11 protein-coding genes are annotated in these 12861 nt (G+C 59.3%); 4 read left to right on the forward strand and 7 right to left on the reverse strand.

What is annotated here, in order from left to right; translation table 11 throughout:
- The first annotated feature begins 56 nt into the window (after nucleotides 1-56).
- From CFAEC_RS07125 to CFAEC_RS07135, 3 genes are all read left to right on the forward strand, one after another.
- A complete protein-coding gene (locus tag CFAEC_RS07125; RefSeq protein ID WP_290275444.1) occupies nucleotides 57-908 on the forward strand; it encodes a RecB family exonuclease in 852 nt (283 codons plus the stop codon).
- A gap of 212 nt (nucleotides 909-1120) precedes the next feature.
- Nucleotides 1121-1384, forward strand: coding sequence for a HigA family addiction module antitoxin (locus CFAEC_RS07130; RefSeq protein ID WP_435384214.1), 264 nt, complete (start codon nucleotides 1121-1123; stop codon nucleotides 1382-1384).
- 198 nt (nucleotides 1385-1582) lie between these two features.
- Nucleotides 1583-3031 (forward strand): HNH endonuclease signature motif containing protein, encoded by a 1449-nt coding sequence (locus CFAEC_RS07135; protein WP_290275447.1) that lies wholly within the window; start codon nucleotides 1583-1585, stop codon nucleotides 3029-3031.
- An 18-nt stretch (nucleotides 3032-3049) separates the two neighbouring features.
- On the opposite strand, the gene CFAEC_RS07140 is transcribed toward CFAEC_RS07135, so the two are convergent.
- A complete protein-coding gene (locus CFAEC_RS07140) occupies nucleotides 3050-4273 on the reverse strand; it encodes an MFS transporter (protein WP_290275448.1) in 1224 nt (407 codons plus the stop codon).
- A 128-nt stretch (nucleotides 4274-4401) separates the two neighbouring features.
- On the opposite strand from CFAEC_RS07140, the gene CFAEC_RS07145 reads away from it, so the two are divergent.
- Complete coding sequence (locus CFAEC_RS07145) at nucleotides 4402-4878, forward strand: MarR family winged helix-turn-helix transcriptional regulator (protein ID WP_353960104.1); 477 nt, start codon at nucleotides 4402-4404, stop codon at nucleotides 4876-4878.
- A 53-nt stretch (nucleotides 4879-4931) separates the two neighbouring features.
- Here the strand turns inward: CFAEC_RS07145 and aspA are convergent, their stop codons facing one another.
- The 6 genes from aspA to CFAEC_RS07175 form a co-directional block, all read right to left on the reverse strand.
- Complete coding sequence (aspA, locus tag CFAEC_RS07150) at nucleotides 4932-6542, reverse strand: aspartate ammonia-lyase (RefSeq protein ID WP_290275451.1); 1611 nt, start codon at nucleotides 6540-6542, stop codon at nucleotides 4932-4934.
- A gap of 173 nt (nucleotides 6543-6715) precedes the next feature.
- Nucleotides 6716-7561, reverse strand: a complete 846-nt coding sequence (gene hisG, locus CFAEC_RS07155) for an ATP phosphoribosyltransferase (protein ID WP_290275452.1) — start codon at nucleotides 7559-7561, stop codon at nucleotides 6716-6718.
- A gap of 14 nt (nucleotides 7562-7575) precedes the next feature.
- Nucleotides 7576-7851, reverse strand: a complete 276-nt coding sequence (locus tag CFAEC_RS07160; RefSeq protein WP_006767635.1) for a phosphoribosyl-ATP diphosphatase — start codon at nucleotides 7849-7851, stop codon at nucleotides 7576-7578.
- A gap of 47 nt (nucleotides 7852-7898) precedes the next feature.
- Nucleotides 7899-8594, reverse strand: a complete 696-nt coding sequence (locus tag CFAEC_RS07165; protein ID WP_290275462.1) for an HAD family hydrolase — start codon at nucleotides 8592-8594, stop codon at nucleotides 7899-7901.
- A 42-nt stretch (nucleotides 8595-8636) separates the two neighbouring features.
- Nucleotides 8637-12278, reverse strand: coding sequence for a methionine synthase (gene metH, locus CFAEC_RS07170; protein WP_290275465.1), 3642 nt, complete (start codon nucleotides 12276-12278; stop codon nucleotides 8637-8639).
- Between the two features lie 196 nt (nucleotides 12279-12474).
- Nucleotides 12475-12855: a hypothetical protein gene (locus CFAEC_RS07175; protein ID WP_290275468.1), complete on the reverse strand. Its 381-nt coding sequence runs from the start codon at nucleotides 12853-12855 to the stop codon at nucleotides 12475-12477.
- Nucleotides 12856-12861 lie beyond the last annotated feature (6 nt).

Below are 12861 nucleotides of genomic sequence, written 5' to 3' on the forward strand. Positions count from 1 at the left end.
GGATTGGGGCAGGATTGGGGTCCGTGTCCACCCCACCTACTAAGGTGTCTGTCATCATGACCAGCTCTGAAAAAACCACCGCTCCCTCCAAACCACGCCCACTGGCGCTGTCACCGTCACGCGCCGGGGATTATCAACAATGCCCGCTGCTCTACCGACTTCGGGCAATCGACCGCCTGCCTGAACCGAAGACGGTGGCCCAGGTCAAGGGCACCCTTGTACACGCGGTTTTAGAGGAGATGCATAAGCTGCCTCGTGAACAGCGGGAGTATCCGGCTGCGGTCAAGAGGCTGAAGCCCCACTGGTCGGATATGTGCGACAAGGATTCAGACTTGAATGATCTGGTTCCAGAGGATCAGCTCTATGATTTCCTGGTGGACTGCCGGACGCTGCTGCGCGGCTATTTTGAGATGGAGAATCCCCAGGGTTTTGATGCCAGCGACGTGGAGATGTACGTGGATACGGTGCTGCCCAACGGTGTTCCCGTGCGCGGATTCATCGACCGCGTGGATACCGCGCCCAGCGGCGAGGTACGCGTGGTCGATTATAAGACCGGCAAGAAGCCCAAACCACAGTGGAGCCAGCAGGCAACCTTCCAGATGCTGTTCTACGCGCTGGTGTACTGGCGGCTATTCGACCAGATCCCGGCGCAGCTGCGCCTGATGTACCTCAAGGTCAACGATTCGATGTTCCTCGCCCCGTCGCGTGAGCAGTTGGAGTATTTCGAACGTGACCTGGGTGATCTCTGGGCGAAGATCGAGATGGACGGGAAGTCGGGTCGCTTCCGCACCAAGACATCCAAGCTGTGTGGCTGGTGCCCACATCAGGCGCTGTGCCCGGAGTTCGGGGGCGTGCCACCGGAGTACCCGGGGTGGCCGGGCAGCACGGCTGATGTGGCCCAGGAATAACCACGATATGAGTGGTCATTCCAAAGGATGATATTTCGACGCGGTTGAAAACAACGTGCAGCGCTGCAGGTTAGGAATGGTTTTCCTATCTTGCAAAGCGTTGTTTCGGGAATACTATGAAGATTAGCCTCGCATAACAGATTGCCCTATATATTCTTTGGTCTGTAGGCGTTATTCCCACTTGAAAATCAGCCGAGTTCCTGAAAGGAGTGTTGGCGATCTCTCTGCAGTTCCGGAAACCGCAACACCCAGGCGATGTCCTCCACGAGCGATTCCTCCAGCCCCGCGGAATCACCCACTATGACCTTGCCAAGAGCCTGCACATCACTGAAGCCACCATCTCCAATCTTGTCCAACGCCGCAGCGACCTCACCATTGGACTGGCCATGCGCCTCTCGCGCGTATTCCCACTCAGCACACAGGAATGGATCGCCCTGCAACGCGACTTTGACCAGGCCAACCGTCAGTCTGCCTGAGCCTTCCACCGCCGCACACCCCTTGGGTGTGCGGTTTTTTGCTTTACGACGACCCACCGCTCCTCAATTGTCGAACACGTGAGCGTTTGGCATGGGCAAAAATTAACGTAGGGGCTATGGACTTCGAACAGGCAGGCGCATAGAATGGATGCTAATGAGAGTTAGTTTGGGGAAACTACCACAGGGGGCACCGTCACGGTGGACACTACAGAGGCAATCAAATTACTGGACACCGCTCTATCCTCGTTGCTAAAGCACTACACCGACGATCCACAGGCCAGTCACTTCAATCAGGTGGACATCAAGACATTCGAGGAGCTCACCAACCAGATTCCGATGATCACCGCGGGCATGACCAAGACGGCCGCGCTTGCCAATGCCGCCACCCTGGTGGGATCGACGCACATCATTGATTATCTGGTGAAAGAACTGGGTTTGTCCCAGGCCGAGGCGTGGGCCAGGGCTCGTCGGGCCGAGGAGTTCTTCGGTGATGTCCTGCCCACTGCCAAGCCTGCTCCCGAGGCTGATCCGAATCCACAGACCGAAACCGAGCAGGAGCGTTCAGAGCGGGAAGCCCGCGAAGCTGAAGCCCGGGCGCGCGAGGCAGAAAACCGCAAGCGACGTCGAGAGGAGGCTGCGCATCGCAAACTGGCTGCCGAGAAGGTTGACATCATCAACCAGGAACTCAGTTACCTCAACCAGGACACCACGCCGTCCCGCTCCGAGCTCTATGAATTAGCACTGGCTGAAGCATCCAACCGTCGCCCCGAGGATCTACGCAAGTGGGTGCGGGCCGCAGTGGAGAAAGCGAATCACCGCGCCAAGGACCCCTTCGCCGCCACGAAGAACAGATATGTCCACGTGGGCAAACAGGATGCAAACGGTGGCTGCAGGATTTCCATCTACCTGGACGGTGAAGGGGCGGCCCTTCTCAATGCCGCATTGGCGGGATCGAACAAAAAGGGCCACGGCCTCAGCCTTGAGGATCCATCCAAAGACAGGAGAAGCTTTTCCCAGCGGAAAGCAGACGCTCTGGTCCAGATTCTCAAGGACTATAATTCCGGCAGACTCTCCCGTCGTGGTGGGGTGGGAACGATCGTGGTCTCCCTGTCCGCAAAGGATGTCGCGGACTTACCGGAGGCACAACCGGACAAGCGCTTCCCCACCAACACCGGCATCAACCTCACCGCTTCGGAGATCCTGAGGCTGGGGGCCGCGCGCTATGATTTCGGCGCTGTCCTTGACCCCGATTCCGGCCGGCCGCTGCACCTTGGTCGCACAAGTAGATCAGCAAGCCTCAACCAGCGACTGGCGCTGCTGGCATCGGAGCTGGTGTGCTCGGGGGAAGGCTGCGATGAACCCGCTGACAACAGCGATGTCCACCACATCGAGCCCTGGTACGCCGGTGGAGTCAGTGACATCGAAAACTTCACTTTCCGTTGTTTCAAACACCACCCTGACAACGATGACACCAGAACAGGTCAAGGCAACAAGGGTTATGCCGACCACGATCCGGATTCGGGACGAGTTGGTCACCGAAAACCCGATGGCACGGTCGGATTGAACGAATCCACGGCCCAACAGGAATCCGGTGGGGCGAAAATCCGGGACCAGGACGAGAGCAGACCCCCGGGGTGTCCGTTCTGAGGGGAAACGGTTCCCTGGTTAAATCCCGGATACTCTTGCCCGTGCCTGGCGACGTTTCAGTAGGAGGATGATCAGGTAGTAGATGCCTGCGCAGACAACGCCCCCGGAAAGAATCAGATACAACGTGCCGTACCCAACCCACCCCAACAACACACCGAGGAGCAGCGGCCCTAAACCGAAACCGATGTCGACCAGGAGAAATAGTGTGGACAGTGCTGTACCAATCTGGTGTGGTGACACCGCATCCACCGACATGGCCTGGGCCGCCGGCATGAGTGTGCCGTATCCCATGCCTGTGCAGGCACCAGCCAGAATCACCAACCAATCGGTATCTGCCACGGAAAGCAGGAGCAAGGCGATGAAGAGCCAGAAGAGGCCGAACGCCACCACCGGGTTGGGGCCACGTCGATCCTGGATTCTGCCGAGGAAAGGTCGGGTCACCAACATGGTCACTGCATAGGCGATGAAGAAGAAGGCGGCACCGGTAATCAATCCCCGCTCTTCGGCATAAGGATTGATATAGGTGAGCACCCCTGCGTAGCACAGAGCGATAATCATCATGAATGCAGCAATGGGCAGGACCGCGGGATGCACCACGGTTTTCAGGCTCCAGGTGATTGACCTGTTCACGCTGTTGCCTGCCGGGTCCCGGAGAAACAGTGACGCAATCAGTGAGATCACGGAGGTGGCAAGAGCCACCCAGAAGAGCACGTCATAGTTATAGGTATCCACAAGGACCAAGGCGAGAGCCGGACCGACCGCAGCAGCAAGAGTGGTGGTCAGGGAGAGGTAACCGGTGCCCTCCGCGCGTCGGGTGGGCGGGATCACCGACTGGGTTAACGCCATCACCGAGGTGCTGGCCAGGCTGAACGCGAGACCGTGAAGCATGCGTACGCCGATGAGTAAGGCCAGAGAATCTGCCACAAGGTAGAGGGATGAGGCGATAACGGCCAGAACGGCGGCAATGAGCAGGATCCGGCGACGGCCGAATCGGTCCACTACAAAACCAGAAAATAGTCGTGCAATTGTGGCGCCAACCACGAAGGAGCTGGAGGCGAAACCGCCGGCGAAGTCAGAGGCCGCGAACTCGCGGACCGCATATAACGCCATGACGGTGATGAGGTAGTAGAAGACCAGGAAGAAGGAGAAATTGATCAACCACCCCATGGCGAAGGTGGGGGTGAATAGTTTCTTCTCACCGGTTTTCTCCGCGTTGGCCGCTTCAGTCACGGGCGTTGGCATGGGCGTCTCCTCATTCTCCTGGCTATCGATCTGAGATGTCCCCCGACGATTGGGTAATTGTATCATGCAATTGTATGATACAAATACCAAGGTGGCTGTAGCCTTGCCTGATCACGGAAGGACTATTCTTGGCAAACCACGATCTATACTCCCAGCTCTCCTATGAACACATGCTCTCTTCGCGCTACGCCCTGCACAACGCCCCACCGCACGGGCGGGAATGGAGCCTCGACCGAAGCGCAGCCCTGCTGCTGTCCAGGTTGGACGTGGAGGGACCGATGAGTGTCAGTGAACTCGCAGAGGCACTGGACCTTGATATCTCGACGATCCACCGCCAGGTGGCTGCCGCCATGAAGTCCGGTCTCATTGAACGACTCAACGACCCCGATGGGGGCCAGGCCCGGAAACACCGCCCCACGCAGGAGGGTCTGGACAGACTCCGTGCGGAATTTAAAAGCCGCGACCACCTCTCCCAACAGGTCACACAAACCTGGTCCCCCGAGGAGCTGGAGACATTCCTAAAACTGCTCACCAGATTCAATCAGGACCTCGAAACCCTCCGCGGCTCCGAATGGCCACGGCCCTACCCGACCGAACGGGAATAGAAAGGGACGGCCCCTCCCCGATGGGAGAAACCGCCCCCTATCCACCCACTCCCCTAATTCTGGTCCAGGTAGAGCTTCCCGCGGAAGATCGGGTGCATGAGGTTCTCCTTGGACAACACGGTGTTCAGAGTCTCCTCATCCATGAGCTTGCGCTCTAGGATCAGGTCACGAACTGAGCGACCGGTCGCTGCGGCTTCCTTACCAATCTCATCGCCGATGTCATGCCCGAGGAACGGGTTGAGATAGGTGATGATGCCGATGGAATTATCCACGTAGGCGCGACAAACATCAGCATTGGCGGTGATGCCCACCACGCACTTTTCACGGAGGGTCTTGGCTGCGTTGCACAGGATCCGGATGGACTGGAACAACGCCTCACCGATGACGGGCTCCATGACATTGAGCTGGAGCTGACCGGCTTCTGCAGCCATGGCAACCGTGAGGTCATTGCCGAACACCTTGAAGCAGACCTGGTTGACCACTTCAGGGATCACCGGGTTGACCTTCGCGGGCATGATGGAGGACCCAGCCTGGCGGGCGGGCAGGTTGATCTCGTTGAATCCGGCTCGTGGTCCGGAGGACAGCAGACGCAGATCATTCGAGATCTTGGACAGCTTCATCGCTGCGCGCTTCACCGCTGAGTGCGCGAGGACATAGGCGCCGGTATCGGATGTGGCTTCAATCAGGTCACGCGCGGTCTTGATCTCGAGGCTGGTGACCTCAGACAGGGATGCAACAACTTGGTGGCGGTAACCGGAGGGTGTGTTGACTCCTGTGCCGATGGCGGTGGCACCGAGGTTGACCTCCAACAGTCGGTCCATTGCGGAACGCAGAACTGACTGTTCTTCGGCCAGGTTGGCAGCAAATGCCTGGAACTCCTCCCCCAGGCTCATCGGCACAGCATCCTGGAGCTGGGTGCGCCCCATCTTGATGATGTCAACGAACTCGGTGCCCTTCTCACGGAAGGCCACCTGCAATTGGTCGATCTCACTGATGAGGGTGGTCATGGAGGCATAGATGCCGAGGCGGAAACCGGTCGGGTAGGCATCGTTGGTCGACTGCGACATGTTGACGTCATCCATGGGGTGCAGGATGTCGTACCGGCCCTTTTCATATCCCAGATATTCAAGGGCCAGGTTCGCCACCACCTCATTGGTGTTCATATTGGTGCTGGTGCCGGCACCCCCCTGGAACACATCGATGGGAAACTGATCCATGCAGCGTCCCTCAATCAGGATCTGGTCACAGGCCCAGACAATGGCCTTCGCCTTGTCCGCGGGCAGCGTATGGAGGCGACGGTTTGCCAGGGCTGCGGCCTTCTTCACCTGGACCATGCCACGGATGAATTCAGGCACGTGGTTTATGGTGGTGCGGGAGATCTGGAAATTATCCATTGCCCGCAGCGTGTGTACTCCGAAATAGGCCTCTCCGGGAATCTCCATCTCACCGATGAGGTCGGATTCAATCCTGAATTTCCGCGCGGCTTTGCCTCGGGTGGTGGCGGCCTTCGCAGCTGCGGTCTGCTCTCCCGTTGCTGTGGTTTCCGCCGTGGTGACAAGAGCTTCACCATCAACTAGCGGAGCCGCGGGGGCCTCGATCTGCTCAGGATTCTGTGGATTGTCCTTGGAGGTGTCCTCGGAATCCTTATTGTTCTTGGTCGACATGTTCTGCCTCTCACATGTGGTTATAAACATGAAACTGCTATCGCACATCCTACGTGACAGTAATCACAGTAAGAAAAGCTCGGATGATACACCGGGGGTATCAGAAAAGGGCCGCCCCGGGCTTTTTCCGGGACGACCTATTCACCTACGCCAGATAGTATCCACGCAGGAAACTAGATTCGCGCGATCCGGATCTCTGAAGCCAAGATGGCCTCTGCTCCGATACTGGAAAGTTTATCCATGATGTTGTTTGCCATCTTACGTGGAACCATGGCGCGGACAGCCACCCAATTCTCACGGGCAAGCGGCGACACAGTGGGCCCGGAGATACCCGGTGTGACTGCGCTGGCGGCCTCCAGGTAATCCCGGTCAACGTTGTAGTCGAGCATCAGGTAATTCTGCGCATGCAGGATGCCCTGGATGCGGCTGAGCAGTACCCGCTGAGCCGGGGTCATCTCCTCATCGCGGCGCCCCACGATCACCGCCTCCGAGGTGCACAGGGATTCACCGAATGGCTGCAGTCCCTGCTGCCGAAGGGTGCGACCGGTGGAGACCACATCGGCGATGGCATCGGCGACACCGAGTTTGATGGAGATCTCCACGGCACCGTCAAGGCGGATCACATCGGCGTCTACGCCACGGCTGGCCAGATCATCACGGACCAGATTCGGGTAGGAGGTGGCGATGCGCTTGCCGTCAAGCTTTTCGACGGTCCACTCCTCGCCCATGGGCGCTGCATAACGGAATGTCGACGACCCAAAGCCGAGGGAGAGCACTTCGTGGACATCAGCGCGGGAATCAAGGGCCAGATCCCGGCCGGTGATGCCGAGATCAAGCTGACCTCCGGCGACATAGATGGCGATGTCCTTGGGACGGAGGTAGAAAAATTCCACCTCGTTGGCGGCGTCGAGAACATTGAGTGACTTGGAATCCCCACGACCGGCGTATCCTGCCTCGTCGAGGATCTCCATGGCACGCTCAGACAGGGAGCCCTTGTTGGGCACAGCGATTTTCAGCACGACTGTCTTATCTCCTAGAGGTTCTTGTAGACGTCTTCAGGCTTGATGCCACGGGCAACCATCATCACCTGGGTCCAGTACATCAGCTGTGAGATTTCCTCAGCCAGCTCTTCATCAGACTGGTACTCGGCTGCGATCCAGACCTCGCCGGCCTCTTCGATGACCTTCTTGCCGATATGATGGACACCCTTGTCCAATGCGGCTACGGTTCCGGAACCCTCAGGGCGGTTCTGGGCACGGTCAAGAAGTTCTTCGTACAGCGAGTCAAATGTCTTCACGCAGTACATCATTCCACACCGTTTCCGCCGTTGTTGTTTCGGGGCGGGTACTTAAGCTGTCAGTTAGTGACCCCGACCGGTGTGATCTGGTTGTACCAGCCGGCGAGGATCTCCGCGTTGACCCCCTCAAAAGTGTTGTGGCCACACAGTTCCCGCAGGGGAACAACCCCTTCAGGTGGGGTGACGGACTCTGGGTGGAGTCCGATGACCCGGCACCCGGCATCCACCGCGGCAGCCATTCCGTTGAAAGAATCCTCAAAAACGAGACACTCAGATGGGGGTAGTCCCACCCTATGGGCAGCTTCCAGGTACATGTCCGGAGCCGGCTTGGGGTGCGCCACTTCATCTCCGGTGATGGAATCAACGAAGAACTGTGAACCGACAGCCTCGATGCACCCCTGCGCCAGGGACCGCTCGGTATTGGTGGTGACCAACATGGGGACTCCGAGCTCTTTCAGTTCCGCAAGGAGTGAGATGACGCCGGGGTTCGGGATCAGGGCTTCGTCGAAAAGCTCGGCCACCCGGCCGAGCATCTGGCGGCGGTACCGCTCATAGGCGGCCTCATCCACCGTGATCCCGGCGTGCGCGGCACAGATGGCGATGGTGCGCGGCATGCTGCCGCCCACCGTGGTGGCGCGGAGCTCCGGGGTGAGACGACGCCCCATCGCCTCGCTCAACTCATAAGTGGCCACGCCCCATTGGGGCTCCGTGTCCACCATCGTGCCATCCATATCCCAGAAGATTGCCTTGATCATGAGGACAACCCTAATGGGATTGGGCCAAACCGCAACGTCAGACTAGACGTTGAAGTACTTCGCCTCCGGATGATAGAGCACGAAGGCATCCGTCGACTGCTCAGGATGCAGCTGGAGTTCCTCGGACAGGGTCACACCGATGCGCTCCGGCTCGAGCAGCTCCACCATCTTGATGCGGTCCTCCAGGTCCGGGCAGGAGCCATATCCGAAGGAGAAACGCGCGCCACGGTAGTCCAGGTCGAAGAACTTCTTTTTATCCTCGGCATCGTCATCGCCTGCGGTGCCACCGGTGGTCAGCTGCAGCTCAGAACGGATGCGGGCATGCCAGTACTCCGCCAGGGCCTCGGTCAGCTGCACGCCGATGCCGTGGACCTCCAGATACTCGCGGTATTCATTCGCAGCGAACAGCTTATTGGCGAACTGCGCGATGGGATCACCCATGGTCACCAGCTGGAAGGGGAACACATCCACCTGTCCATCGGCGATGGCCTGCTCACGGGGACGGATGAAGTCCGCGATGCACAGGAACTTGCTCCGCTGCTGGCGCGGGAAGCTAAAGCGCATACGCTCCGGTGCATCTGGCTCGGGGGATTCCAGAATGACCACGTCATCGCCCTCAGCCACGGCTGGGAAATAGCCGTACACGAGCGCGGTGTGGTCGAGGATCCCCTCGGACTTGAGGCGGTCGATCCAGTAGCGGAACCGTGGGCGACCCTCGGTCTCCACGAGCTCCTCATAAGTCGGTCCCTCTCCACCGCGGGTGGATTTCAGACCCCACTGCCCCATGAACAGCGCACGCTCATCCAGCGTGGGGAGGTATTCAGCCAGAGGCAGACCCTTGATGATCCGGGTGCCCCAGAACGGTGGCGCAGCAATCGGGGTGTCGGTGGCCACCTCTGAACGCTCCGGCACCTCCACCGGCTCGGCATTGGCCTTGCGCTCGGCGGCGATCCGCTGGGATCGCTCATTCCGTGCCTTCCGCTCTTCCTTCTTCTTGGCGGCGGCGATGGCCTCTGGGGAATCAGGGTCAGCCCCTTCTCCCCGCTTCTCCGCCATCAGCTCATCCATGAGGCTGAGCCCCTCGAAGGCATCACGGGCATAGTAGACATCACCCTGATACACCTCTGCGAGGTTGTTCTCCACATAGGTGCGTGTCAGGGCGGCGCCACCGAGCATCACCGGGTAGTGGGATGCCTTTGCGGCGTTCATCTCCTCCAGGTTGTCTTTCATCACCACGGTCGATTTCACCAAGAGACCAGACATGCCGATGGCGTCAGCCTGATGCTTCTCGGCGGCTTCCAACATGGCCGAAATCGGCTGTTTGATGCCGATGTTGAACACCTCGTAGCCGTTGTTGGACATGATGATGTCCACCAGGTTCTTACCGATATCGTGCACGTCACCCTTGACGGTGGCCAGCACGATGCGGCCCTTACTTTCTGCGCGGGCCTCACCCGTGGCCTCAGCCTCCTCCTCCATGAAGGGCTCGAGGTAGGCCACGGCTGTCTTCATGGTCTCGGCGGATTGGAGCACGAAGGGCAGCTGCATCTGGCCGGAACCAAAGAGCTCACCCACGGTTTTCATGCCGTTGAGCAGATCCTCGTTGATGATCTCGATGGGGCGCTTCTCCAGCATGCCGGCATCCAGATCGGCCTCGATGCCGTTCTTATCACCGTCAATGATGCGCTGCGAGAGTCGCTCAAACAGTGGCATGGCAGCCAGTGCCTCAGCGCGGGCGTCCTTGGCATCTGCTGCGGAGACACCTTCGAAGAGCTGCATGAACTCCTGCAGCGGGTCATAACCCTCGGCGCGGCGATCATAAACCATGTCCAGAGCCACTTCGCGCTGGCGTTCATCGATGCGGTTCATCGGCAGGATCTTGGAGCTGTGCGCGATGGCGGAGTCCAGGCCTACTTCGATGCACTCGTTGAGGAACACCGAGTTGAGCACCTGACGCGCTGCGGGGTTCAGGCCGAAGGAGATATTGGACAGACCCAGGGTCGTGTGAACCTTCGGGTAGCGCTTCTTCAGCTCCCGGATGGCCTCGATGGTTTCGATGCCGTCCTTGCGGGTCTCCTCCTGTCCGGTGGAGATGGGGAACGTCAGGCAGTCCACGATGATGTCGGATTCATCAAGGCCGTAGGTGCCGGTGATGTCCTCAATGAGACGCTCAGCGATTCGGACCTTGTGTTCCGCGGTACGGGCCTGGCCTTCTTCATCAATGGTGAGGGCGACCACGGCTGCACCGTGCTGCTTCACCATGGCCATGATGCGACGGTAACGGGACTCAGGCCCATCACCATCCTCAAAGTTCACGGAGTTGACCACACTTCTGCCACCCAGGTGCTCCAGGCCGACACGGATGACCTCCGGTTCGGTGGAGTCGAGCATGATCGGCAGGGTGGAGCTGGTGGCGAGCAGAGCGGCGAGTGTGGCCATGTCCTCGCGGCCGTCACGGCCGACATAGTCGATGCACAGGTCCAGCATGTGTGCGCCATCGCGGGTCTGCTGCTTGGCGGTATCCACGCACTTCTCCCAGTCACCTGCGAGCATGGCCTCACGGAAAGCCTTGGACCCGTTGGCGTTGGTGCGCTCACCGATCATGGTGATGCCGGTCCCCTGATTCAACGGAACCGAGGTATAGAGGGACGCCACGGCATCCTCAGTCTCAACAACCCGCTCCGCCTGTTCCGCTGGACCCACCAGCACTGATTCCAGGACAGAGGTCTCCCCCTCCGGCACTCCGGCCACGGCATCGCGGACCGCACGGATGTGCTCCGGGGTGGTGCCACAGCAACCACCGACCATGGACAGGCCGTAGTCGGTGACAAAACCACGCAGTGCTTCCGCCAACTCTTCAGCAGTCAGCGGGTATTCCGCACCGTTCTTGCCCAGCACGGGCAGGCCCGCGTTCGGCATGACGGAGACCGGGATGGAGGCATGCTTGGACAGGTAACGCAGGTGCTCACTCATCTCAGCCGGGCCGGTGGCGCAGTTGAGGCCGATCATGTCGATGCCCAGTGGTTCCAAGGCTGTGAGTGCCGCACCGATCTCGGAGCCCATCAGCATGGTGCCGGTGGTCTCGACGGTGACGTGGCAGATGATCGGCAGCTGGACATCCAGCTCCTCCATGGCGTCCTGCACACCATGGACCGCCGCCTTCACCTGGAGGAGATCCTGGGCGGTCTCGATGAGGAAAGCATCGCCACCACCTTCGATGATGCCGAGTGCCGCCTCCTTGTAATGACCGCGCAGATCCGAATAGGGCGCATGGCCGAGCGACGGCAGTTTGGTGCCCGGTCCCAGGGAGCCCACCACGAAACGGCGCATGCCGTCACGTCCAGGCCCCATCTCATCGGCGACCTCACGTGCCACCACTGTTCCCTTGTAGGCGAGCTCACGGCAACGATCAGCGATGTCGTAGTCGGCGAGGTTGGGCAGGTTGCAGCCGAACGTATTGGTTTCCACCAGGTCGGCGCCGGCCTCGAAATAGGCACGGTGGATCTGACGCAGAACGTCGGGTCGGGTGTGGTTGAGGATCTCATTACATCCTTCGAGACCGAGGAAGTCTTCTTCCACGTCGAGGTCGAAGGCCTGCAACTGGGTGCCCATGGCGCCATCGCCGATGAGTACGTGGTTGCGGAGAGCGTCAAGGAATGCGGAGGAGGTAGCTGTATCAGACATTAGGTAGACAGCTTAGTACGCTTGCCAAGTTAACTGAACTTATCCCCCCTGTTCGGTTCGATTTTCATTCACGCGCCGCCCTAATCCCCCAGAACGATCCCCCACAACCATCTCCCCACCATCTCCCCACGAAAAAAGAGGCACCCACTCCACACGGGGTACCTCTTCACCATTGCCCTCTACCGGGGGCGCTGAGTTATTCGAATTCCGGGAAACTCTCCAGGGAGAGATCATCTGCACCGGTGAGCTTGGCTGCATCAAAGAGAAGCTCGGAGATTTCTTCCTTCTCCTCCGGCTCGATGACGGCATCGTGGTAGCGGGTGTTGAACTTGTCCAGCTCGTCCAGGGTGGACTGCGCTGCCGCGTTCAGGGTGTCCTGGTCTGGTCCCTTGCCCATCTTGTCCAGGGAGTCAAGGTAGTTTTCCAGGATGCTACGAAGCTCGGGCAGAGCCTTGACATCGAAGGGCTCATCCCAGAATTCTTTCTCGTCTTCCTTGAGGTAGGAACCGGTTCCAAATTCTTCCAGAGTGGTGATGAACTCATTGACAGTCGGCTGAAATGTTGCGCGGATGCTCATATCGGA

It is taken from the genome of Corynebacterium faecale (assembly GCF_030408735.1).
In the GTDB taxonomy this organism is placed as follows: domain Bacteria; phylum Actinomycetota; class Actinomycetes; order Mycobacteriales; family Mycobacteriaceae; genus Corynebacterium; species Corynebacterium faecale.